The organism is Saccharopolyspora rhizosphaerae, assembly GCF_003931915.1.
Taxonomy (GTDB): domain Bacteria; phylum Actinomycetota; class Actinomycetes; order Mycobacteriales; family Pseudonocardiaceae; genus Saccharopolyspora; species Saccharopolyspora rhizosphaerae.
Map to the genome: position 1 here is coordinate 91,914 of NZ_RSAA01000001.1, position 23,149 is coordinate 115,062.

Annotated in this window: 20 protein-coding genes and 2 pseudogenes; 15 read left to right on the forward strand and 7 right to left on the reverse strand. The window is 71.8% G+C overall.

Annotated features, from left to right (window positions below; translation table 11 throughout):
- Positions 1 to 105: 105 nt before the first annotated feature.
- The 3 genes from EIL87_RS00445 to EIL87_RS00455 are packed head-to-tail and all read left to right on the forward strand — an operon-like array spanning position 106 to position 2,938.
- On the forward strand, positions 106 to 1,230 hold the full coding sequence (locus tag EIL87_RS00445; RefSeq protein ID WP_125088108.1) for a Gfo/Idh/MocA family protein: 1,125 nt from the start codon (positions 106 to 108) through the stop codon (positions 1,228 to 1,230).
- Positions 1,227 to 2,180 carry a DUF6807 domain-containing protein gene (locus tag EIL87_RS00450; protein WP_125088109.1) on the forward strand — a complete coding sequence of 318 codons (954 nt, stop codon included), beginning with the start codon at positions 1,227 to 1,229 and terminating at the stop codon, positions 2,178 to 2,180. The genes EIL87_RS00445 and EIL87_RS00450 overlap by 4 nt, the downstream gene beginning before the upstream one ends.
- The gene (locus tag EIL87_RS00455) at positions 2,177 to 2,938 is read left to right on the forward strand and encodes a cupin domain-containing protein (RefSeq protein ID WP_125088110.1); all 762 of its coding nucleotides are present in this window, start codon (positions 2,177 to 2,179) and stop codon (positions 2,936 to 2,938) included. The genes EIL87_RS00450 and EIL87_RS00455 overlap by 4 nt, the downstream gene beginning before the upstream one ends.
- Before the next feature lie 393 nt (positions 2,939 to 3,331).
- On the opposite strand, the gene EIL87_RS00460 is transcribed toward EIL87_RS00455, so the two are convergent.
- The 5 genes from EIL87_RS00460 to EIL87_RS00480 form a co-directional block, all read right to left on the reverse strand.
- Complete coding sequence (locus EIL87_RS00460; protein WP_125088111.1) at positions 3,332 to 5,266, reverse strand: beta-galactosidase trimerization domain-containing protein; 1,935 nt, start codon at positions 5,264 to 5,266, stop codon at positions 3,332 to 3,334.
- Between the two features lie 50 nt (positions 5,267 to 5,316).
- Positions 5,317 to 6,156 (reverse strand): carbohydrate ABC transporter permease, encoded by an 840-nt coding sequence (locus EIL87_RS00465; protein ID WP_125088112.1) that lies wholly within the window; start codon positions 6,154 to 6,156, stop codon positions 5,317 to 5,319.
- Complete coding sequence (locus tag EIL87_RS00470) at positions 6,149 to 7,120, reverse strand: carbohydrate ABC transporter permease (RefSeq protein WP_125088113.1); 972 nt, start codon at positions 7,118 to 7,120, stop codon at positions 6,149 to 6,151. Before EIL87_RS00470 ends, EIL87_RS00465 begins: the two co-directional genes overlap by 8 nt.
- Positions 7,117 to 8,424, reverse strand: a complete 1,308-nt coding sequence (locus EIL87_RS00475) for an ABC transporter substrate-binding protein (protein WP_233575899.1) — start codon at positions 8,422 to 8,424, stop codon at positions 7,117 to 7,119. The genes EIL87_RS00470 and EIL87_RS00475 overlap by 4 nt, the downstream gene beginning before the upstream one ends.
- A 133-nt stretch (positions 8,425 to 8,557) precedes the next feature.
- Positions 8,558 to 9,580 (reverse strand): LacI family DNA-binding transcriptional regulator, encoded by a 1,023-nt coding sequence (locus EIL87_RS00480; protein ID WP_158628554.1) that lies wholly within the window; start codon positions 9,578 to 9,580, stop codon positions 8,558 to 8,560.
- Between the two features lie 504 nt (positions 9,581 to 10,084).
- Here EIL87_RS00480 and EIL87_RS00485 point away from each other — a divergent pair.
- Both EIL87_RS00485 and EIL87_RS00490 read left to right on the forward strand, forming a co-directional pair.
- A complete protein-coding gene (locus EIL87_RS00485) occupies positions 10,085 to 10,837 on the forward strand; it encodes an SDR family NAD(P)-dependent oxidoreductase (RefSeq protein ID WP_125088116.1) in 753 nt (250 codons plus the stop codon).
- Positions 10,838 to 10,863: 26 nt separating this feature from the next.
- Complete coding sequence (locus EIL87_RS00490) at positions 10,864 to 11,790, forward strand: aldo/keto reductase (RefSeq protein WP_407690503.1); 927 nt, start codon at positions 10,864 to 10,866, stop codon at positions 11,788 to 11,790.
- Positions 11,791 to 12,009: 219 nt separating this feature from the next.
- Here the strand turns inward: EIL87_RS00490 and EIL87_RS00495 are convergent, their stop codons facing one another.
- The gene (locus EIL87_RS00495; protein WP_125088118.1) at positions 12,010 to 12,948 is read right to left on the reverse strand and encodes an NADP-dependent oxidoreductase; all 939 of its coding nucleotides are present in this window, start codon (positions 12,946 to 12,948) and stop codon (positions 12,010 to 12,012) included.
- A gap of 91 nt (positions 12,949 to 13,039) precedes the next feature.
- Between EIL87_RS00495 and EIL87_RS00500 the strand changes: the two genes are divergently transcribed.
- The 8 genes and pseudogenes from EIL87_RS00500 (at position 13,040) to EIL87_RS00535 (ending at position 20,081) form a co-directional block, all read left to right on the forward strand.
- Entirely contained in the window at positions 13,040 to 13,864 is an 825-nt protein-coding gene (locus tag EIL87_RS00500; protein ID WP_125088119.1) for a PhzF family phenazine biosynthesis protein, read from the forward strand.
- A 749-nt stretch (positions 13,865 to 14,613) separates the two neighbouring features.
- Positions 14,614 to 15,387, forward strand: a pseudogene (locus tag EIL87_RS00505) (alcohol dehydrogenase catalytic domain-containing protein); the annotation flags it as partial.
- Positions 15,388 to 15,443: 56 nt separating this feature from the next.
- Positions 15,444 to 15,758 carry an ABC transporter permease subunit gene (locus tag EIL87_RS00510; protein WP_233575957.1) on the forward strand — a complete coding sequence of 105 codons (315 nt, stop codon included), beginning with the start codon at positions 15,444 to 15,446 and terminating at the stop codon, positions 15,756 to 15,758.
- Entirely contained in the window at positions 15,745 to 16,599 is an 855-nt protein-coding gene (locus EIL87_RS00515; RefSeq protein WP_125088120.1) for an ABC transporter permease, read from the forward strand. The genes EIL87_RS00510 and EIL87_RS00515 overlap by 14 nt, the downstream gene beginning before the upstream one ends.
- Positions 16,596 to 17,630: an ABC transporter ATP-binding protein gene (locus tag EIL87_RS00520; RefSeq protein WP_125088121.1), complete on the forward strand. Its 1,035-nt coding sequence runs from the start codon at positions 16,596 to 16,598 to the stop codon at positions 17,628 to 17,630. Before EIL87_RS00515 ends, EIL87_RS00520 begins: the two co-directional genes overlap by 4 nt.
- Positions 17,627 to 18,647: pseudogene (locus EIL87_RS00525) on the forward strand (ABC transporter ATP-binding protein). The gene EIL87_RS00520 and the pseudogene EIL87_RS00525 overlap by 4 nt, the downstream one beginning before the upstream one ends.
- A gap of 221 nt (positions 18,648 to 18,868) precedes the next feature.
- On the forward strand, positions 18,869 to 19,090 hold the full coding sequence (locus tag EIL87_RS00530) for a hypothetical protein (RefSeq protein ID WP_125088122.1): 222 nt from the start codon (positions 18,869 to 18,871) through the stop codon (positions 19,088 to 19,090).
- A 61-nt stretch (positions 19,091 to 19,151) separates the two neighbouring features.
- Entirely contained in the window at positions 19,152 to 20,081 is a 930-nt protein-coding gene (locus tag EIL87_RS00535; RefSeq protein ID WP_125088123.1) for an SDR family NAD(P)-dependent oxidoreductase, read from the forward strand.
- Between the two features lie 245 nt (positions 20,082 to 20,326).
- Here the strand turns inward: EIL87_RS00535 and EIL87_RS00540 are convergent, their stop codons facing one another.
- Positions 20,327 to 21,085, reverse strand: a complete 759-nt coding sequence (locus EIL87_RS00540) for a TetR/AcrR family transcriptional regulator (protein WP_325049380.1) — start codon at positions 21,083 to 21,085, stop codon at positions 20,327 to 20,329.
- Between the two features lie 62 nt (positions 21,086 to 21,147).
- On the opposite strand from EIL87_RS00540, the gene EIL87_RS00545 reads away from it, so the two are divergent.
- The gene (locus EIL87_RS00545) at positions 21,148 to 21,525 is read left to right on the forward strand and encodes a VOC family protein (RefSeq protein ID WP_125088125.1); all 378 of its coding nucleotides are present in this window, start codon (positions 21,148 to 21,150) and stop codon (positions 21,523 to 21,525) included.
- A 632-nt stretch (positions 21,526 to 22,157) separates the two neighbouring features.
- Positions 22,158 to 22,952, forward strand: a complete 795-nt coding sequence (locus EIL87_RS00550) for an SDR family NAD(P)-dependent oxidoreductase (protein WP_125088126.1) — start codon at positions 22,158 to 22,160, stop codon at positions 22,950 to 22,952.
- The last annotated feature ends 197 nt before the right edge of the window (positions 22,953 to 23,149 follow it).

A 23,149-nucleotide genomic window follows, 5' to 3' on the forward strand; every position in this document is an offset into this window, starting at 1 on the left:
CGTGGTGACGAACACCGGGAGGTCTTCCGCAGGACGGTCATGACCGTCCTGTCCGCGCCGCACCCGGCACAATCCGCAGCACGCACCCCAGCGGGGAGGCCGCGGATGACACGCTCAGCAACACTGCGCGCCGCCGTGATCGGCACCGGTGCCATCGCCCAGCACAGGCACCTCCCGGCGCTGCGCGCGCAGCCGCGCGTCGAGGTCGTCGCCGCCGTCGACGTCGACCCCGACCGGCTCGCGGCGTTCCAGGCCGCGCACCGCGTCGAGCGCGGCTACCGCAGCGTCCCCGAGATGCTCGCCGCAGAGCAGCCCGACCTCGTGCACGTGTGCACCCCGCCGTTCGCGCACGTCGAACCCGTCGTGCAAGCGCTGCGCGCCGGTGCGTGGGTGCTGGTGGAGAAGCCCGCGTGCCTGTCGCTGGCCGAGCACGACCGGATCACCGAGGCCGAACGCGACGGTGGCCCCTACGCTTCGGTGGTCTGCCAGCACCGGTTCGGGTCCGCCGGGCGCCACGCCGCCCAGCTGCTCGCCGAGGGGCACCTCGGACGTCCGCTCGTCGCCGACTGCCGCACCACCTGGTACCGCGACCACAGCTACTACGAGGTGCCGTGGCGCGGTCGCTGGCACACCGAAGGCGGCGGGCCCACCATGGGACACGGCATCCACCAGATGGACCTGCTGCTGGCACTGCTGGGCGACTGGGCGGAGATCCAGGCCATGGCCGCACGACTCGACCGCGACGTCGACACCGAAGACGTCTCGATGGCCATCGTGCGCTTCGCCGGCGGCGCCCTGGCCTCCATCGTCAACAGCGTGCTGTCCCCGCGCGAGGAGAGCTACCTGCGCATCGACTGCACCGACGCCACCCTCGAGCTCACCCACCTCTACGGCTACGGCAACGCCGACTGGCGTTACACCGCGGCCCCGCACGTCAGCGACCCCGCCCGCATCCGCAGCTGGAGCACCCCGCCGGGGCAGGTCCGCAGCTCCCACGCCGCCCAGCTCGACCTCCTGCTGGAGGCGGTGGACGCCGGGACGCGGCCACCCGCCAGCGGTGAGACCGCGCGCCAGACCCTCGAACTGATCACCGGGCTCTACCGCTCGGCGTTCACCGGCACGACCGTGCGGCGCGAGCAGCTCACCCCCGACGACCCCTTCTACCACCACCTGCACGGCGGCACCCCCGGCTGGGCGCCCACCGGGAGCGGAAGGGGTGCCACCGCATGACCGGAACCGCCCCTGGCAGGGCTCGGCTCACCGAAGCCACCACCGTCGTGCACGAGGTGGACAGCGCGCTGAGCGTGCGCGCCGGTGAGGTCGAACTCCTCCGCTACACCTACCGCGACGACGCCCCGGCGCGGGAGTGCCCAGCACCCCACTTCCACCCGCTGCGGGCGCTGCACGGCGGGGGCGTCACCGGCCACCGCCCGCACGACCACCGCTGGCACAAGGGACTGGCCATGACGGCCTCCCACCTGTCCGGCCAGAACTTCTGGGGTGGCGGCACCTACACCCACGGCGCCCCGGGCACCGGCTACGTCGACCTGCCCAACGTCGGATCCCTGCGGCACCGCGACTTCCGCGAGGTCCACGACGCCCCGCGCCCCGGGTTCGTCGAGGACCTCGACTGGATCACCGCCGACGGTCAGCGCTGGATCGACGAAACCCGCAGCGCGCGGGTCGAGATCGTCGCCGGCGACGCCGGGGCGTGGCAGCTGGAGCTGCGCCTCGCGCTGACCAACGTGGCGGGCCGGCCGCTGGAGTTCGGCAGCCCCACCGTCTTCGGCCGCGAACTCGCCGGGTACTGCGGGCTGTTCTGGCGCGGTCCGCGCTCGTTCACCGGGGGAGAGATCACCTCACCCGGCGGCGACTCCGCGGAGGCCATGATGGGGACCGGCGCGCCCTGGCTGGCGTTCACCGGCCTCCACGACGGCACCGACCACAGCTCCACGCTGCTGTTCCTCGACCACCCCGACAACCCCGTCACCGACCGGCGCTGGTTCGTGCGCAGCCGTCCGTTCCCCGCGGTCAACCCGTCGCTGGCCTTCCACCGGCCGCTCGACCTCGCCGATGGCGACGTGCTCCGACTGGCGTACCGGGTGCTGGTGTTCGACGGTGCCAGGACCCGCCAGCACCTGGAGGCCGTCGTCGCCGAGAACCCGTGGGAGGACGCGTGAACGACCAGCCTCCGCTGCCCGGGGCCATCGGCCTCTCCCAGTTGCGCGCCTACGACTGGCCGGCCGCCGACGAGGTGTGCGGCGGCAGCCCGCACCTCCACCTCGCCTGCTCCGAGGCCTACGTCGTCACCGGCGGCACCGGCGCCGTGCACACCCTCACCGCCTCCGGCTACCGCGAGACACCCCTCGAACCGGGGGTGATCGCCTGGTTCGAGCCCGGCGTCGTGCACCGCATGGTCGAGCGCTCCGGCCTGCGCGTCACCGTCCTCATGCAGAACAGCGGCCTGCCCGAAGCCGGCGACGCGGTCTTCACCTTCCCACCGGAGGTCCTCGCCGACCCCGACGCCTACGCCGAGGCCGCGGCCCTGCCCGAGCCGGACGGGCCCGAGGCCGAACGCGCGGCGCGGCGGCGACGCGACCTCGCCGTCACCGGCTACCTCCCACTGCGGGAAGCGCTGCTCGACGGTGACAACGGCCCGCTGCGCGCGTTCCACCGCGCGGCAGCGCGGCTCGTCGCACCCAAGATCGCCGAGTGGGTGCCGCACTGGCGCCGAGGAGCCTTGCGCGCGGCCGAACGCACCGGGGACCAACTCCGCGCCCTCGCCGAAGGCGATGCCCACCACCTCGACCAGGCACGGGTGGCGATCGCCGTACCCGCCCGCCGCGACGGGTACGGCATGTGCGGCAGGCGCGACGAGTACGACCTCGGCCCTCGGCAGGGGATCGCTCCGCGCGGCGGTGCAGGTGGCGGAACTTGAGCGGCTCAGCGGCTCCGCGCGCCGTTCCTCGAGACATGTCGGTGCACGGCGTCCCGGCACACCCGACAGGAAACCGCTCGGAACCTGCGGCGATGCCCCTGCTGAGTCCCGGCGTTCGAAGTTCTCGCGAAATTCGGAAGGGGACTTCCAGCGTCGAACTTCGCGAGAACGTCGACGCCGCTGTGGGCGTCGGGGAGTGGGGCAGGGCCGCCGACGCATCCTCGAACAGCTGGCTCCCCGCCGAGGTGTTCCACGCGAGGGCGTGGTCGCTCGCCGACCGCGGGAAGTCCCGGCCGGAACCCCCGCCTCTGCGCCGGAGATCGCGCACGCACGCAAGACGGGGAAGGAGGCGGGTGGTCCTCGGTCCCCCGAGAGCCCGAGGACCACCCGTGGTCAGGACTTCAGCTCGACGACCTCGACGCCGAAGGGCGCCAGCGACACCTCCTCCAGCTCCTCACCGGACAGGTTCCGCAGCGACGCCGCCGTGCGCGGCACCACCGTCGTCTCCTCGGCGTGCTGGCTGACCAGCCACGCGAACCGGCGCCCGTCCTGGTGTACCAGCACGTCGGCGAACACCCGCGGGTCGTCCACCACGACCTCCCGCGCCACCCCGGCCACCTCGCCCAGCGCCGAGTACAGCCGGTGCCCGTCGTCGGGGTTGACCCGCGTGCTCCGCGCCGCGAACAGCTCGACCGGGTAGGTGCACAGCACCGCTTCGCCCGAGCCCGTGGCGTGGCGCAGCAGCGCCGGGTTGCCGTGGGCGTCGGTGGCCACGACCTCCGCCCCGTCCGGCGTGACCGGCAGGAACGACCGGCTGTGCTCGTTGCCCGCCACCCGGAACCGCAGCGTCTCGCCCTCGTCGATGCCGCCGAAGGACTGGGTGAAGGTGAACACCACCTCCTCGTCGACGACCTCGTCGACGATGCCGTAGGTGATCCGCTTGCGCACGCCGAACGTCTCGTCGAGGTAGGGGATCCACGGCTGCCGGTGGTGGTCCACCTCGCCCGCCGTGTACGACAGGTACAGCACGGCGCCCTCGGCGACCCGCTCCCGCAGCCGCTGCCAGGTCGGTCCCTGTACCTGCTTCACGCACGGCAGCAGGTACAGGTCGCAGTCGGCGTCGACGCCGTCGCGCTCACGGACCACGCCCACCGGCAGGTCCGCCTCCCGCGCCGCCACGTACGCCTGGTGCAGCGTGTCGAAGATCAGCGAGCGGTCGTCGTCCTGCGTGAACGGGTAGCCCCGTTCCAGGTACTCGGTCACCAGCAGAGCCGCCCGGGCCTCGCTGCGCTCGCAGCGGGCGAAGTCCACCCGCTCCAGCACCTCGGCGAACGCCGCCAGCTCGTGCAGCGGCGGTTTCGGGGCACCCGTGTGGTCGGTGATCCCGAAGTGCATCTCGAACGGGTGGTGCGAGTACGGGCCCTGGGCGATCAGGTCGTCGTAGTCGGTGTTGTTCCACGCCACCCAGCCCGTCGAGCCCGCCAGCAGCGAGTTGTGCAGCGTCTGCCGGTAGTAGTGAGCGGCGTTCTCCGGTGAGACCTGGTCGCTGGACAGGCCGAACTCCTCCAGCACCACCGGCTTGCCCGCCACCGCCGACAACTCGCAGAGGAACGCCGCGATCAGGTGCTGGCGCACCGGGTCGTTGTCGATCCGGTACACGTGCGGGCCCACGAAGTCCACCACCGCGCCCGTCTCGCGCACCGAGAACCCGTTGTCCACGCCGGTGACCTCGATGCCCCACGCACCGTCGCCCAGCGACACCGGCTGCGTGCCGCCACCGGCTCGCACCGCCTGCACCATCAACCGGGCCCACGCGCTGACCTGCTCCGTCGGCGCCTTCGGCTCGTGCCGCAGCCGGCCGTAGATGGGCATCTCGTTGCTGATCAGCCAGCCCGCCACCGCCGGGTGCTCGGCGAAGCGCTCGGTCATCTGCTGCACGAACCACGCCTGCTGCGAGACCAGCCAGACGTCGGCGTAGAGGTCCCGGCCGTCGCGCCACACCGGGTCCCAGTTGTCACCGGACATGTGACCGACGATGAAGGTGGGGATCGAGGTCATCCCCACCTCGCTGTGCGCGTCCAGGAAGTCCCGGTAGAGCGCGACCTTGTCCTCGTCCACCGTGTCCGGGGCGGGCATGAAGTCAGGCCAGTAGAAGAACGAGCGGGTCTGCCGCAACCCGTGCGCGTGCAGCACCCGCAGCTCCTCGCGCACCACCTCGGGTGAGTAGTTCCGCCACATCAGCGGACCACCGGTGCGGGACCAGAAGTTCGCCCCCAACCACACCTGGGGCTCTCCGGCCACCGTCACCTTGGCGGTATTGCGTCGCATGAAACACCCTTCCGCTGCGATGGGACCTGCACGGCACGTTCACGGGCCGATCACTTCACGGCGCCCGCGGTCAAACCTTGCGCCAGGTAGCGCTGCAGCGCGAGGAAACCGGCCACCACCGGGATGCTGACGACCAGCGAGGCCGCCATCACCTCGTTCCAGTACACCGAGGTCTCGGTGGAGTACTCCCGCAGGCCGACCGCCAGCGTCCGCGAATCCGAATCCGTCATGATCGAGGCGAAGAGCGTCTCGCCCCAGGCCGTCATGAACGCGTAGATGCCCACCGCGGCGATCCCCGGCCGCGCAGCGGGCAGCACCACCCGCCACAACGCACCCACCGGAGTCGCCCCGTCGATCAGCGCCGCCTCGTCCAAGTCGCGCGGGATCGTGTCGAAGTAGCCGACCATCATCCAGATCGCGAACGGCAGCGAGAACGTCAGGTAGGTGACGATCAGCCCGAGCTGGCTGCCGTACAGCTCGATGCCGGTGTAGCGGCCGATCGTCGCGTAGATCAGATACAGCGGCAGCAGGAACAGGATCCCGGGGAACATCTGCGTGGACAGCACCACGATCCGGAACCCGTTGCGACCGCGGAAACGGTAGCGGCTCACCGCGTACGCGGCCAGGACCGCCAGCGTCAGCGACACCAGCGCCGCGCCCAGCGCCACCACCGCGCTGTTGATGAAGTAGTCCGCCAGGTCGATCGTCGACCACATGTCCACGAACGGCTGGAGGGTCAGGTTCTCCGGCCACCACCGGAACTCGTCGCGCACGTCGCCCAGCGGCTTGAGCGCCGAGGTCACCATGACGTACAGCGGCACCACTGTGAACAGCGTCAGCAGCACCAGGCCCACGACCCGCAGGACGCGGAACCACCTCGGCTCAGGCATCCTTCATCCTCCGCGATGTCAAGGCCAGGTACCCGGCCGTGACGACCAGCAAGAACAGCAGCAGCAAGGTCGACATCGCCGACCCCAGGCCGAAGTTCCAGGTGATGAACGAGTTGTTGTAGATGTGGATCGACAGCAGGTTCGCCGCGTTGGGCACCGACTTGTCGAACAAGATGTAGGGCACGTTGAAGTCGTTGAACGTCCACAGGAACAGCACCAGCACGAGGACCTGGTTGACCGGGCGCAGCATCGGCAGCGTGATGGAGCGGAACTGCTGCCACAGCCCGGCGCCGTCCACCGTCGCGGACTCGTAGACGTCGTGCGGGATCGACTGCATCCCGGCCATGAGCACCAGGAACGCGAAGGGCCACAGCCGCCACGTCGCGGTCACCACGGTCGCCAGGAACGCGTTGTCGCCGAGCAGCCAGAACGTCTCGCCGTCGGTGATGCCCAACCCGCCCAGCGTCGAGTTGACCATGCCGTCGTCCTGGTCGAGCAGGAACTTCCAGATCATCGCCGCGGTGTAGACCGGCAGCGCGTAGGGCACCAGGAACAACGTCCGCAGCACCGCGCGCCCGCGGAACGACCGCTGCAGCAGCGTCGCCGCGAACACGCCCAGCAGCCACGACAGCGCCACGGTCAGCACCGAGAAGCCCGCGGTGATCGCGAAGGAGCGCAGCAGCGTCACGCCGACGGCGCTGTCGAAGTCCAGCGCGAAGCGGAAGTTGGCCAGTCCTGCGAAGGGAGCGTGCAGCCAGTCCCGCAGGTAGAACTGGGTCAGCTCCAGCACGCTCATGTACAGGCCGCCGAGCATCGGCAGCAGGTGCACCAGCAGCTCGAAGCACAACGCCGGCGCGACCAGCAGGTAGGGCAGCACCTTCCTGCTCGGCACCCACCGGCGGCGGGCAGGCGGTTCGGGTGGTGCCGCGGTCGGGGTGGGGGAGGGGGCAGCAGTGCTGGTCATCCGCCGGTACCTCGCATCTTCTGCTCGGCGTCGGCCAACGCCGCCCGCACGTCCTCGGTGGTGACTCGGCGACCCGTGGCGATCTCGGCGAACAGGTCCCGCATCGCCGAGCCCACCGTCGTCTCGAAGTGCGCCTCGGTCGGGATCATCGGTGCCGGCTCGGAGTAGTGGGCCAGCACGTCCGAGAAGACCCGGTCCTCCTCGTTCTGGAACGCCGGGTCCTGGTAGGCGTCGGTGACCACCGGCAGCGTCCCGTACTCGTCGTTCAACGACGCCTGGACGTCCTTGCTGGTCAGGAACTCCACCAGCTTCAACGCCTGTTCCCGCTTCGGGCTGTCGGCGAACACCGCGATGTTCGAGCCCGCCACGTGGCTCAACGCCGGAGTTCCGCCCGGCGGCAACGGGTCCGGGGCGGGCAACCGCACCACCCCGTAGGCGTCGCTGGACATCCCGTTGTCCTCCAACGTCGGGATGACGCTGTTCTGGGCGATGAGCATCGCCGCGTTGCCGTCCGTGAAGTCCTCGGCGGCGCTGGAGGTGTCGCCCTCCTCGGCATCGCCGGGGCTGACCACCTCCTGCGTGGCCATCAGGTCCAGGTAGCGCTGGACGGCGGCCACCGCGCCGGGCGAGTCGAACTCGGGCCCGTGCTCGGTGATCAGGTCGACGCCCTCCCAGCGCGCGAACATGAAGGCGAAGTGCGAGTTCTCGGTGTAGCTGGCGCCGGCGACGGTGAGGCCCCAGCGGTTGCGCGCCGGTTCGGTCAGCCGTTCAGCCGCGGCGAGGAACTCGTCCCAGGTGCGCGGCGGGGCCAGACCCGCTTCGGCGAAGAGCTTCTTGTTGTAGAACAGCCCGTAGCTCAACCCGTACAGGGGCAGCGACGTCGGGACCTGGCCCGCCATGCCCGTCGAGCTCATGCTGCTCTGCAGGAACCGCTCGCGGCCGCCGAAGCGCTGCATCAGGGCGTCGTCGAACGGCACGAACGCGCCGGTGGCCTGCAGCGACGCGGCCCAGGTGTTGCCCAGGTTCACCACGTCCGGGCCGACCCCGGAGGTCGCCGCGCCCAGGATCCGGTTCAGCAGGTCGGACCAGCCGATGACCTCGACGTTGACCTCGATGCCCGTCTGGGCGGTGAACTGGGCCAGCTCATCGCGCAGGACCTCCATGTCCTGCTCAGCGCTCTCGCCCTGGTTGCTGGCCCAGTAGGTGATCGTGTTCGGGTCTTCGGCCGAGCCCGCGCAGCCCGTCAGCGTCCCGGTGAGCAGCGTCGCGACCAGCGACACCGCTGCGAGTGAGCGTTTGATCACGAAACGACTCCTCGGCCTCGTCGGACCCGTCATTGGGCCCGCCGCTCAAGCTAAGGACTTAACCGGTTAATCAGAAGAGTCGGGCACATCGGCGTGATCCATTCGTTACCGCGGGTGTCGACGGCTGCTCCGGTCAGCCGAACCCCGGTGCGGCGCCGGTGCTCTCGCGCCGGATCAGCTCCCGCTGCTGCAGCCGGGCGTCATCGGCCACACCCGTCTCGATCAGCTCCAGCAGCATCACCCCGGCCCGCGCGGCCGCCGCGCCCACGTCGTGCGAGAACGCGGTGATCGCCGGTCGCACCACCCGGCACAGCATCGAGTCGTCCCAGGCCAGCACGGACAGGTCCGCGGGCACCCGCACGCCGAGCTCCTCGGCGCGGGCCACCGACGCCACCGCCATCACGTCGTTGTCGAAGATGATCGGCGTCGGCGGATCGGCGGCGTCCAGCAGGCGCGCCGTGGCGGCCACCCCGCCGTCCTCGGTGTAGTCGCCCTGGTCGCGGACCAGTCCGACGCCAGGGGTCTCCGCCGCCGCGCGCCCCACCTCCCGCTCGCGCCGGGCGGTGTGGCGCAGCTGCGCCGGACCCTGGACGTGCCCGATCCGGCGGTGCCCCAGGCCTGCCAGGAGCGCCACCGCGCTGTCGGCGATGTCGTGCTCGTCCACCCACAGCACCGGGATGCCGGCCATCGGCCGCTCGGTGCCGAAGAAGACGGCCGGGACCCGCAACTCGCGCAGCAACGCCGGCCGGGGGTCGTCCACCCGCAGGTCGGTCAGCAGCACGCCGTCCACGCGCCGCTCGGCCCACCAGCGCCGGTAGGTCTCCAACTCGGTGACCGGGTCCGACGCGAGCGCCAGCTGCAACGAGAACCCGTGCGCGGAGAGGGTCTGCTCCAGGCCCGCCACGAACTGCATGAAGAAGGGTTCGGTCCGCAGCACCTCGGGCGAGCGGGCCAGCACCACGCCCACGGTCGCCGCCCGGTCGCTGGACAACGCGCGCGCCGCGCTGCTCGCGCGCCATCCCAGCTGGGTCGCCACCTCGAGGATCCGCTCCCGCGTCTCCTGCGAAACACCGCCCCGGCCGTTCAGGGCGTAGGACACCGCCGCTTTCGACACGCCCACCGCGCGGGCGATGTCGATGATGGTCGGCCGCTTCACGACGCGACTCCGAGATGGGGGTACCGCGGCTTCGCGCTGAGCAGCAGCGGTGCTCCTCCGGTCGCAGCGAGGTTCAACCCGCGGCGCGGGACCGCTGACGTCGGGATCATGCGGCGAGTTTGCCTGCGGTGGACCGCATGCGCACGAGCCGCCTCCGCCTCGAGCAGCACGTCGTGGAAAAAGCCTGGACGGACGTCGTTTCGCGCAGACAGCGGTGAAACCGGAGGTGTGCTGGAGGGAGAGCGGCGCGAGGGCGCGGTAAGCTCCGGCCCGCCCTGATCGACGAAGGATCACCGGGAAGGCGCATGAGCCACTGCGAGTCGCCAGCACCGGGAAGCCCGTCCGACTTCCCGTGGTTCGAGCAACGTCGTGCTGTCACCGTCGTCGAAGGCGAGGTCATCGCCTCGCGCTGCGAACCGGAGCAACCGGCAGACGAGGCCTTGGTGGTGGCGCGTCCGAGCTGCTAGAGCTCCAGGAGGAGTTCGGCGAGCGAAGGGTGGACCGGTGGGCGCAGGTGAGTTCAACGGGCTGTCGGCGGTGGTGACCGGTGGCGGTTCGGGCATCGGCTTGGCGGTGGCGCGCACGCTGACCGGCCGCGGGGCGAAGGTGGCGGCCCTGGACCTGGATCCGGGGTCGGTCCCGGCCGGGGTGCTGGGGCTCAAGTGCGATGTGACCGACGAGGACTCGGTGGGCGCGGCCGTCTCGGAAGCCGCCGAGCGGCACGGTGGCGTGGACGTGCTGGTCAACAACGCCGGGATCGGCGCGCAAGGCACCGTGGAGACCAACAGCTACGACGAGTGGCGCCACGTGCTCGACGTCAACGTGCTGGGCATCGTGCGCACGACCCGTGCAGCGCTGCCGCACCTGCGCAGGTCGTCGTCGGCGGCGATCGTCAACACCTGCTCGATCGCGGCCACCGCGGGCCTGCCGGACCGCGCGGCCTACAGCGCCAGCAAGGGCGCGGTGCTGTCGCTGACGCAGGCGATGGCGGCCGACCACCTGAGCGAGGGGATCCGGGTCAACTGCGTCAACCCCGGAACGGCCGACACGCCCTGGGTTCGGCGCCTGCTGGCGGTCGCCCAGGACCCGGAGGCGGAGCTGGCCGCACTGGCCGCCCGGCAACCGTCGGGCCGCTTGGTCTCGGCCGAGGAGGTCGCGGCAGCGGTGGCCCACCTCGCCGGCCCGTCGTCCGGGTCGACCACCGGGACGTCGCTGGCGGTGGACGGTGGCATGCAGGGCTTGCGGTTGCGGAAGTGAGGTCGCTGGGCCGGTCCGGGGTGCGGGTGAGCGCTCTGGGCTTCGGCGGCGCGGTGATCGGCAACCTCTACCGCGAGGTCTCCGAGGAGACGGCCTCGGCGACCGTCGCGGCGGCCTGGGACGCGGGGATCCGCTACTTCGACACGGCACCGCACTACGGTCTGGGCCTCGCCGAACGGCGGCTCGGCGCGGCCCTGCCGGCACGGCCCCGGCACGAGTTCGCGGTGTCGACGAAGGTCGGCCGGCTCCTCGAACGCGTCCCGAACTCGGACGGCGCCCAGGACGTGACCGGGGGCTTCGCGGTGCCGGCCGATGCCGTGCGCCGGTGGGACTTCTCCGCGGACGGCGTCCACCGCTCGCTCGAGTCCAGCCTGGCCAGGCTCGGGCTCGACCACGTGGACCTGGTCCTGCTGCACGACCCGGACGAGCACTGGCAGCAGGCGGTGGACGAGGCCTACCCGGCGCTGCACGACCTCCGCGCGCGAGGAGTGATCGGTGCGATCGGCGTCGGGATGAACCAGTGGCCGATGCTGCGGAGGTTCGTGACCTGCACGGACGTCGACGCGGTGATGCTCGCCGGCCGGTACACGCTGCTGGACCCCTCGGGCGAGCCGCTGCTGGACGAGTGCGCGCAGCGCGGTGTGTCGGTGCTGGCGGCGGGCGTGTTCAACGGCGGCTTGCTGGCCACCGACGAGCCCGGGCGCCACGCCGTCTACGACTACCGGCCGGCGCCACCGCAGCTGGTGGCCAGGGCTGAGCGGATGGTCCGGATCTGCTGCCGGCACGGGACCACGCTCCCGCAGGCGGCGATCGCCTTCGCAGCGCGGCACCCCGCTGTGGCGTCGGTGGTGCTCGGCGCCCGCACGCCGGAGGAGGTCCGGCGCAACGCAGCGTTGTTCCACGCACCCGTCCCCGAAGAGCTGTGGGAGGAACTGGCGGAGGCCCGGTGCTGACCCGGACCGAGTGCTGACCCGGCCTCCGCGCCTGACCTAGCTGTTCGAGAGTGCGGCGGAGCCACTGTCCAGCTGCGCAGTGCGCAGGTGAGATCGAACGTCGCGCGAATTGCGACCTCGAGCCCCCGGCGTCGGGGTTCGCGCGAGGTTCGACGCCGGGAGCTCGACGTCCCCGCCGCACGTCCCTGCGACCAGCACGGCGGAGCGGAGCGACTCCTCCTAGAACTCGAGGACCAGGCGACCCCTGGTGCCGCCGGCTTCGAGGCGGCGCTGCGCTTCCTCGCCGCGTTCGGCCGGGTAGACGTCCGCGACGCGCAGCGTCAGCGTGCCGTCCTCGGCCTGCTCCCGGAGGCGGTCGAGCTTCTCGCGCTCCAGCCAGTAGTCGCGGACCAGGACCGGGTGGTACTGGATGCCGCGCTCGGCGTCGGCGGTGAAGAAGCGCACCGTGGCGATGGCGCCACCGTCGCGGACCGCGGGCTCCACCTTGTCGTTGAGCACGGCTGCGTCCACCACGGCGTCCACGCCGTCCGGAGCGACCTCGCGGATGCGGGTGGCGACGTCCTCACCGCGTTCGACGATCTCGTCGGCACCCAGCTCGGCCACCAGCTCGCGGTCGGAGTCCTTGGCGTCGGCGATCACGCGCAGGCCTTCGGCCTTCGCGAGCTGGACGACGTACCCGCCGAGCGTGCCCGCGGCACCGGTGACGGCGAGCAGGCTGCCGGGCGGCAGCGCCAGGAGGTCGAGTGCCAGGCGAGCGGTGAGGCCGTTCATCGGCAGTGTCGAGGCGGTCGCGTGGTCGGTGCCCTTGGGCGCGCGGGCGACCGACGCGGCGGGCAGGACGAGGCTCTCCGAGTAGGCGCCGTGCGACCCCTCCGGGATGACGATGGCCATCACGTCGTCACCGACCTGCAGGTCGGTCTCGGTGCCCTCGCCGATCTCGTCGATGACCCCCGCGGCGTCCATGCCGGGAACGTAGGGAGGTTCGAGTTCCCGGTACCGCTCGCGGAACCAGCCGGCGCGACCGGCGGTGTCGGTCGGGTTGACCGCCGCCGCGCGCACGCGGACCCGGACCTCGCCGGGACCCGCGTGCCGCTCCGGCACGTCGTGGATCCCCAGCACTTCCGGTCCGCCGAATTCGGTGAAGCCCAAAACACGCATGCCGATCACAACCCGCACCCGGAGGGCGCTATTCCGCGACGTTGCGAGGCTCACGCGAACGAGCGGCCGGCGTCCGGTTAAGGTCATCGGCATGCGGAGGTTCCAGCAGGTCGACGTGTTCACCGGCACCCCTTACTACGGCAACCCGGTGGCCGTGGTGCTCGACGCCGAAGGCGTGTCCGACGAGGCGATGCAGCGGTTCGCCGCGTGGACGAACCTGTCGGAGACCACGTTCGTGCTGCCGCCCACCCGCGCGGACGCCGACTACCGGGTGCGGATCTTCACGCCGTCCGAGGAGTTGCCCTTCGCCGGTCACCCGACGCTGGGAACCTGCCACGCGTGGCAGTCGGTGCACGGCGAGCGCGAGTCGGTGGTCCAGGAGTGCGGGGTCGGGCTGGTGGAGGTCCGCCGCGACGCCGGTGGCCTGGCGTTCGCGGCCCCCGAGCTGGTGCGCTCCGGCCCGGTGGAACCGGAGGTGCTGGAGCGCGTCGCCGCTGCCGTGGGCCTCGACTCGGGCGAGATCGTGGACGCGCAGTGGGCCGACAACGGCCCCGGGTGGATCGCGTTGCTGCTGGCGGACGCCGACGCCGTGCTGGCCCTGGAACCGTCCTTCCGGGACGACTTGAAGATCGGGGTCGCGGGCCCGCACCCGGAGGGCGGCCCGGCGAGGTTCGAGGTGCGGGCCTTCGCGCCCCTGGGCGGAGGCGGGTGCGTGGAGGACCCGGTGACCGGCAGCCTCAACGCCTCCCTCGCGCAGTGGCTGCTCAGCTCGGGTCGGACCACCGCGCCCTACACGACCCGGCAGGGGACGGCCCTCGGCCGTGCCGGCAACGTCCGGGTCAGCACCGACGACACCGGCGCGGTCTGGGTCGGCGGCAGCACGGTCACCTGCGTCAACGGCACCGTCACGATCTGACCGGTCCCGGACGACGTCGGCACCCCCGCTCCACGGCGGCGCGGACCGACACCACGGCTCCGCACGCCACGGCGGCGGACCGACGCCCACACCGGCGCCGACACCACACCGGCTCTGCCGTGTCCCCCACACCCCCACCAGGTCGGTCCAGCCTGCGACGTCGCCGAGCGCCACCTGCGGCCCGCGGCAACGTCCACACGTCGCGCGCACTTCGACCCCCGGACCCCGGAGGTCGAAGTGCGCGCGAACTTCGAGGGCTCGAGATCGGGGTCGCCGTTCTCGCGAGGTGCGAGTGCTCGAGCTCGGGTCGAACCTCGCGAGAAGTTCGAACCGGGGCGGTCGGGGTGCCTGGTCGATCCAAGTCCGTCGCGGCAGTGCTTGGGCGTCCTGCCACTGGTGCCGGGACCACCCTCTCGGGTCTTGACCGGACCCTGCAGCGGGGGTCAGCCCGCCGTTGCCGGCCGGCTGGCCCGGCGTGACGTTCGAAGCGCATGCCGGGTCGCCCTCGTTGCGTGACGCTCGAAGCGCGGGGTGCCCTCCGCTGCGCGAAGCGCTGCCTCGTGCCAGCGGCTTCCCGGTGACCGAAGTCGGTTGGGGCGGTGGTTGTTCCGCGTCGCGGAAGCGGTCTCGCCCGTCGCCGGGGCCGCGGGGCATCGTGAGGGTCGTCGCGGGTGAGCGTGATCCGCCTCGCAGCCGGGTGAAGCCCCCGCGCGGAGGCGTCGTGCCGATTCTCCAGGAACGGGGTCCACATGAGCATGACCACGCGTGCCGCCATCTGCCGCAAGCCGGGCAGTCCGTGGGAGAGCACCGACGTCGAGCTCGACGAGCCGAAGGCCAACGAGGTGCGGGTCCGGTTCCACGCCGCGGGCCTGTGCCACTCCGACGACCACATCCAGAAGGGTGACGCGGCCATGCGCTTCCCCGTGGTCGGCGGCCACGAAGGCGCCGGTGTCGTCGACGCTGTCGGCGAGGGCGTGACCCGGGTGGCCGTCGGTGACCACGTCGTGTGCTCGTTCATCCCGGCCTGCGGCTCCTGCCGCTACTGCTCGACCGGACGCCAGAACCTCTGCGACGCCGGCAAGAACGCCTCGACCGGCATGTTCCCCGACGGCACCTTCCGCTTCCACCTCGACGGCGAGGACCTGGGCGGGCTGTGCGTGCTGGGGACCTTCGCCGAGAGCGCGGTGATCTCCGAGTTCTCCTGCATCAAGATCGACGACGACATCCCCTTCGACGTCGCCGCCCTGGTCAGCTGCGGGGTGCCCACCGGCTGGGGATCGGCGGTGCACGCCGCCGGGGTCCGCGCCGGGGACACCGTGGTGATCTACGGGGCCGGGGGAGTGGGCAGCAACGCCGTGCAGGGCGCCCGGATGGCCGGGGCGAAGAACGTGGTCGTGGTGGACCCGGTGGCGTTCAAGCGCGAGATGGCCGAGGTCTTCGGCGCCACGCGCACCTTCGCCGACGCCGCCACCGCCCACGACTTCGTCGTCGAGACCACCTGGGGCGAGCTGGCCTGTTCTGCACGTACACCCGGTTCCTGCGCGGTGACCTGGTCGATCAGCTGCAGGGCGAGGACTACATCACCACCGCCCGGGCCAAGGGGATCGGGCCCTGGCGGGTGCTGCTGCGACACGCCTTCCGCAACTCCGCGTTCGGGCTGATCACCGTCGTCGGCCTCAACCTCGGCACCCTGATCGGCGCCACCGTCATCATCGAGCAGATCTTCGCCCTGCCCGGACTCGGCCAGCTGCTGCTGCAGGCCATCAACACCCGCGACCACGTGGTCGTGCAGGCCTGCGTCGTGCTGTTCGCCGTGGTCACCGTCGCCGCGAACCTGCTGGCCGACCTGCTCTACGCCGTGCTCGACCCGAGGATCCGCTATGGCAGTCGCTGACACCGCCCCGGCAGTGCGCGCACCCGGACCGGTCTGGACCCGGACCCTGCCGATCGTCCTGCCCGCCGCCACGGCCGTGCTGGTGGTCGTCGCCTGCTTCCTGGGCCCGCTCGTGCTCCCGGTCCCGCCGCCGACCGGCGGCAACGTCCTGGAGTCCTACCTGCCTTCGTTCACGCCCGGACACCTGCTGGGCGCCGACCCCAACGGCAACGACATCCTCGCCCGCGTCCTGCACGGTGGGCGTGCGTCGCTGACCGTGGCGGTGGCCGTCAACGTCCTCGGCCTGCTGGCCGGCGGCACCCTCGGTGCCGTGTCGGGCTACCTGGGCGGCATCGGCGACACCGTCATCATGCGGGTCCTGGACGTGCTCATCGCGTTCCCGTCGCTGGTGCTCGTCCTCGCCGTCGCCCAGAGCCTCGGTGCGAGCCAGACCAACACGATTCTGGCGCTGGCGTTCTTCAGCGTCCCCGCCTTCGCGCGCATCTCCCGGGCCGCCACGCTGCGGCTGCGGGAGCAACCGTTCATGGCCGCCGCCGAACTCTGCGGCACGCCAGGGTGGAGGGTCCTGCTGCGGCACGTGGCGCCCAACATCGCCCCGCAGCTGATGACCTTCGCGATGCTGGGCATGGGCCTGACCATCGTCATCGAAGGCGCTCTGAGCTTCCTCGGTCTCGGCATCCAGCCGCCCGCTCCGAGCTGGGGGAACATGATCGCTCAAGGCCAGCAGAGCCTGTCGGCGACGCCGGTGCTGGTGGTGTGGCCGTGCCTGGCGCTGTTCGTGACCGTGCTGGCGTTCAACCTGCTCGGTGAGTCCCTGCGATCCCGCTGGAGCGGCGAATGAGCATCGATCGCGCCACCCGAACCAGCCAGTCCACAGTGGAGCGCTCCGGCAGCGCTCCGCTGCTGGAGGTGGCCGACCTGCGCGTGCGCTTCCACCGCCGCGGAAGGCACGTCCACGCCGTCAACGGCCTGTCCTACCGGCTGCACCCGGGCCGGATGCTGGCCATCGTCGGCGAATCCGGCTCCGGCAAGAGCGTCAGCGTCCGCTCCCTCATGGGCCTGCTGCCACCCACCGCCGAAGTGACCGGGTCAGCGCGGCTCGACGGGCTGGAACTGGTCGGCATGCCCGAGAAGGAGGTGCGGCGGCACCGCGGCGCCGACATCGCCATGGTCTTCCAGGACCCCGCCCGGTCGCTCAACCCCACCATGCGCGTCGGAGACCAGATCACCGAAGCCGTCCGGGCCCACACCGACCTCGACCGCGTCCAGGCGCGGGAACGCGCCGTGGAACTGCTGCGCCTGGTGCGGCTGGCGGCGCCGGAACGGCGGTTCCACGAGTACCCGCACCAGCTCTCCGGCGGCATGCGGCAACGCGTCATGATCGCCATCGCGCTGGGCGCCCGACCCCGGCTGCTCATCGCCGACGAAGCCACCACCTCGCTGGACGTCACCACCCAGGCCCAGATCATGGAACTGCTGCTGGACCTGCAGGAACGCCTCGGCATGGCGGTCATCCTCATCAGCCACGACCTCGGGCTGGCCGCTTCCTACGCCCAGGACGTCATCGTCATGTACGCCGGGCGCGCGGTCGAACAGGCCGCCACCACCGAACTCTTCGAGCACGTCCGGATGCCCTACACGCGGGCCCTGCTCGGCGCGATCCCCACGCTCGAGCGCCCAGCCCACACCCTGCTGCCGGTCATCCCCGGTCAACCGCCCGACCTCGCCTCGCTTCCGGAGGGCTGCCCGTTCCGGCCGCGCTGCGCCTCGGCGACCGAGCGCTGCGGCGAGGCGCCGCCGTTCGTCGAGCACGAACCCGGGCACTGGTGGGCCTGCTGGCACCCGGCCACCGACGAGGAGGCGACGCCATGACCGCGGTCGAAGACCGGCAGGCGACCGAACCGGCCCGCACCGGCGAACCGCTGCTGCGCGTTCGCGACGTCGTGCAGCAGTTCACCGCACGCGGCGCGGGCGGGCTCAAGGGCGGCACCGTGCACGCCGTGTCCGGGGTGTCGTTCGACCTGCACCCCGGCGAAACCCTCGGCGTGGTGGGCGAAACCGGATCCGGGAAGTCCACCCTGGCCAGGTCGGTGCTGCAGTCGCCGCGGCCGAAGTCCCGGGCAGGTGGTCTTCCAGGGCACCGACCTGATGACGCTGCGCAGGCGGGAGCTGGTGCGCGCCCGCCGTGAGATGCAGGTGGTCTTCCAAGACCCGTTCGGCTCGCTGAACCCGCGCTGGCGCGTCACCGAGCTCGTCGAAGAACCCCTGCTCGGCTACGGGGTGCGGGGCGCCGAAGCACGCCGCGAGCGGGTCGGGGAGCTCCTCGACCTCGTCGGGCTCGACCCCGCCACCCACGGGCGCCGGCGCCCCGGGGAGCTCTCCGGCGGGCAGTGCCAACGAGTGGCCATCGCCCGCGCCATCGCGCTCAACCCCGCCCTGGTGATCTGCGACGAGGCGGTGTCCTCGCTGGACGTGCTGGTGCAAGCCCAGGTGTTGAACCTCTTCGAGCAGCTGCGCCGCGAGCTCGGCCTGTCCTACCTGTTCATCTCCCACGACCTCGCCCTGGTGAAGCAGGTCAGCGACCGGGTCGCGGTGATGCACCTCGGGCAGCTCACCGAGATCGGCCCGGCCGCGTCCCTCTACCGCCGACCGCGCCACCCCTACACGAGCGCGCTGCTCGCCTCCATCCCGGACCCGACGCCCGGATCCGGCCGCGCGCAACGACGTCCGGCGCCGCTGAGCGGCGAACCGCCGTCGCCGCTCGACCCGCCCACGGGATGCCGGTTCCGCACCCGCTGTTCGCGGGCGCAGGCCCGGTGCGAGCGGGAGCAGCCGGTGCTGCGCGAACACGCACCGGGGCACCTCGCGGCCAGCCACTTCCCGCTGTGACCGGCGTTCCGCGACGCGAAAAGCCCGTCGCGCGCGGAATCCCGCCGTCCGTAACGTTCGGAGCGCCGCCGGCCCCCTGGGCCGCTACCGGGGCCGGCGGTCCCGACTCGCGAGGAGCCCACCGGCACGTCCTCGGCCGCCCGCGCCGATCGCCGGGGTCTGCGGCGCTCCGGGCAGTGGGCCCTTCACATCCCGGCACAGGACGGGGGAGTGGCGTGAGCATGGACGAGTCCGCCCTGGCCGAGCTGCGCAGCACCTTGGCCGCCGACGACTACGACCTGGCCGTCACCGACACCGGAGGGCAGGTGCGGGTGCGCATCACCGCGGGTCCCTCGGCCTGCGAGGACTGCCTGGTGCCCAAACCGCTCATGCGGGGCGTGCTGCACAAGGCCCTCGGCGTACCGGAGGACGCCATCACCCTGGTCTACCCCGGCGAGGACTGAGGGACGGCGGCGCCGCCGCTGCTCCTGCCGCGAAGCACTGAGGCACTGGAATGGAGCGCACGTGGAGATCTCACTCGGGGGGAAGGTCGCCATCGTCACCGGCGCCGGGCCCAACATCGGCAGCGGCATCGCCCTGGCGCTGGCCCGCTACGGCGCCACGGTCGCCTGCAACGACCTCGACCCCGCGGCGGCCGAGGCGTGCGTGGAACGCGTCGAGCGCAACGGCGGCACCGCGATCGCCATCCCCGGCGACGTCACCGACGAGGAGCAGATCACCGGCTACGTCCGCACCGTCGTCGAGCGGTTCGGGCACGTCGACATCCTCGTCAACAACGCCGCTCTACTCGGCGGCAAGGGCGTCCTCGACGAGAGCCCCGACTTCTTCCGCCGTGCCGTCGAGGTCGCCGCTCTCGGCAACTTCCTCAACACCAAGCACGTCGGCCGTCACATGGCCGCCGAAGGCATCCGCGGGTCCATCGTCGCGATCTCCTCCTCCAACGGCTGGTCCGGCACCGCGGGCGTCATCGCCTACGCCTTCCACAAGGGCGGGGTGAACAACTTCGTGCGCGCAGCCGCCATGGACCTCGCGCCCTACGGCATCCGCGTCAACAGCTTCACCCCGACCGCGCCCACCCCGGACAACCCGGCGCTGATCGCCGAACGCGGGCCCGGGGGAGTGCTGGACCGCCCGCGCGCCCACGCCATCGGCGGCGAGACCGGCGACGAACCCTGGCGCAGGCCCTCGCGCTGGGCGGGGGAGCGGACGCCGCTGGTGCCGATGGGCACGACCGGCACGCCCACCGACATCGGCCACGCGGTGGCGTGGTTGTGCTCGGACTACGCGCGCTTGATCACCGGCTGCGACTTCGTCGTCGACGGCGGCGCCCGCGCCAAGAACTTCGCCTACGCCCCCGCAGCCCCCGACGACACGGCAGGCCCAGCCCCGCTGATCCCCCTCGACATCACCGGAGAACTGGACCAGGACCTCTAGGGCCCCGCCGAGCACCACCGTCCAGATCGGCACCGGCATCTCTCGTCGCAGGTGGGGGACTCAGCCGGCTACCGCCGCACCTCACCCGTTCGGCCGGGGCGGACATGTCGCGCGGGATGTCCGCCCCCGCCCACGTGACACACGCCTGCCTCGGCGTGTGCCACGTGGGAGGGGTGCGGGATCGCGGGCCGCCGTGCCTTTGTCATCCGGGGTCGCTGCCAGCCGCACCGCCACGCGGATCATCTTCACCCCTCGATGAGCGCGGCCAGGCCGTCGAGGATTCGTCGTAGTCCGAACTCGTAGGCGTGGCCGGGGCTGTAGGCGCCCTGGTACTCGGCGCCGGCGGCCGCGCCGATGCGCGCGGCGTTGGGGTGTTCCTCGGGGTCGAACACCTCGGCCAGCACGGGTTCGTGGGCGCGCCACCACTGCTCGTCGGTGGTGGCGCTCTCGCGCTGGGCGGCCTTCGCCTCGGCTTCGGACCGGGCCGCGGCCTGCACGAAGTCCAGCACCAAGGTCAGCGACTGGTCGACGCTCACGTCGTCCAGTCCCAGGCCCAGCAGCGCGCCGAGCTCGTGCTCGTACTTGGCGATCAGGCCCGGTCCCAGCGGTGGGCGGCTTGTCGAGACCTTCAGCGCCCACGGGTGGTGCCGGTAGAGCTCGCGGTTCTGCGCAGCGACCGCGGTGACCCGCTCCCGCCACGGCAGGTCGTCGAGGGGTTCGCGCGGCATTCGCTGGTAGATGCCGTCGAGCATGAGGTCCAGCAGCTCGGCCTTGCCCGGTACGTAGGTGTACATCGACATCGTCGAGACGCCGAGGCGCTCGGCGACCCGCCGCATCGTCACCGCCTCCAGGCCCTCGGCGTCGGCCAGCGCGATCGCGGCGTCGACGACCTGGTCGATGCTCAGCGCCTTGCGCGGACCGCGCTGTGGCGCGCGCTCACCCAACTCGTGCCGCCACAGCAGTTCCAGCGTGCGTCCCGGATCTCCGGCGCTGCTGCGCTCCACCACACAACCACCTCCGTACTCTGTACAGTGTACGTCGTACGGTCTTGGGGAGAAGGGGAACGATGAGGATCAAGGCTACTGCCGTGTCGCTCAACGTCGAGGACGTGCCGGCGTCCAGCAGGTTCCTGGTGGAGCACTTCGGTTTCGAGGAGGCCATGGCCGCCGACGGGTTCGCCTCGCTGACCCGGTCCGATGCCGGGCTCCACGTGGTGTTCCTCCGGCGCGGTCTGGCGACGCTGCCCGACGACCAGCGCGAGGTGCACGCCGCCGGGCTCCTCCTCGCCTTCGAGGTCGAGGACCTGGAAGGCGAACTCTCCCGGCTGCGCGGTGAAGGCGTGCCGATCACCATGCCGCTGACGGTGGAGGAGTGGGGCGAACGGGCCTTCCAGGTCCGCGACCCCAACGGCGTCATCGTCCAACTCGTCGACTGGAAGGGCTGAAGCTCGGCGGCCGGAAGTCGGACCGACGTCGCACCGCGCGACGGCGATCCGGCCTCGGCCGCCCGCAACACCGAACCGAGCCCGTCCGGCCCGAAGTGCTCCCCTGCCCGGGGCACGGCTCAAGGGTCTCCGCCTAGTTCGGCATCTCGGGCCCGGAGTCCCGCTGCTCCGGACGCCCGGCACGCCCGCCCGGCGCTCGGTGCGGGTGCACCGCCAGGTCCTCGCAGGTCGGGCCGGTCCGCTGTGGACCGGGAAACGCTCGAGCACGCCGCGCCGCGGACTGTTCCAGGTCGCCCGCACCGCACGGGGAGCCCTCGGCGTTCTGGCGAAGTTCGAGGCCCGGAGCCCCTCGCTGAAGTTCTCGCGAGATTCGAGGCCTGGAGTCCCTGTCGGCGTTCTGGCGAAGTTCGAGGCTCGAAGCTCCCCGTCGAAGTTCTCGCGAAGTTTGAACGTGGGTGCAGCTCGCGCTGGTCGCACGTCCTTCAGCGGGTTGGGGGCGTACGCCGTGACGGTGCGTCGACGTGCGAGAGGTGGTGCGCGGGTCCAGTCCGCTCAGGTGCTGCTGCACGCTCCGCTGCGCGGAGGGCGAGAGCTGCGCGGCAGGGTGGTGGGTGGCGGCCTATCCTCGCGGCATGCAGCTTGATCTTTCCGGACGCACCGCGCTGATCACCGGGTCCACCCAGGGCATCGGGTACGCCATCGCCCAGGGGCTGGCCCGGGCCGGAGCGCGGGTGGCGATCAACGGCCGCACACCCGAACGGGTCGACGAGGCGGTGCGGCGGATCCAGCACGACGTGCCCGGTGCCGAGGCCGTCGCCGCGGCCGCCGACGTCACCACCGAGGCCGGGGCCGCCGGCCTGCTCGAGGCGTTGCCGCAGGTCGACGTGCTGATCAACAACCTCGGCATCTTCGGGGCCCAGCCCGCCCTGGAGATCACCGACGACGACTGGCGCCGCTACTTCGAGGTCAACGTGCTCGCCGCGGTGCGGCTGACGCGCTCCTACCTGCCGGGCATGGTCGAGCGCGGGTGGGGTCGCATCCAGTACATCGCCAGCGACTCGGCCGTGGTGATCCCCGCCGAGATGATCCACTACGGCGTGTCGAAGACCGCCCTGCTCGCCGCTTCCCGCGGGTTCGCCAAGGAAGCCGCCGGCACGGGCGTGACGGTCAACTCGGTGATCGCGGGCCCGACCCACACCGCCGGGGTCGAGGGGTTCGTCTACGTGCTGGTCGACCCGTCGGTGCCGTGGGACGAGGCGCAGCGGCGGTTCATGCGCGAGCACCGGCCGCAGTCGCTGCTGCAGCGGCTCATCGAGCCGGAGGAGATCGCCAACATGGTCGTGTACCTCAGCTCCCCGCTGGCCTCCGCGACGACCGGTGGTGCGGTGCGCGTCGACGGCGGCTACGTGGACTCCATCCTGCCCTGATCGTCCGAATGCGGGTGGGAGGCGAGCCAGTCCCACATCGGTGACGCCTCGGTGAAGTCGCGCGCGGCGCCGCAGCAGCAGGTGGCCCGCATCCCGCCGGGCGTCCACTCGACGCGGGGCGCGACGGTGTCGCGGGTCGGGCAGGTGGTGTCGATGGTGGGGCTCCCGTCAGCTCCGTCGCGATGACGCCGGTCCCC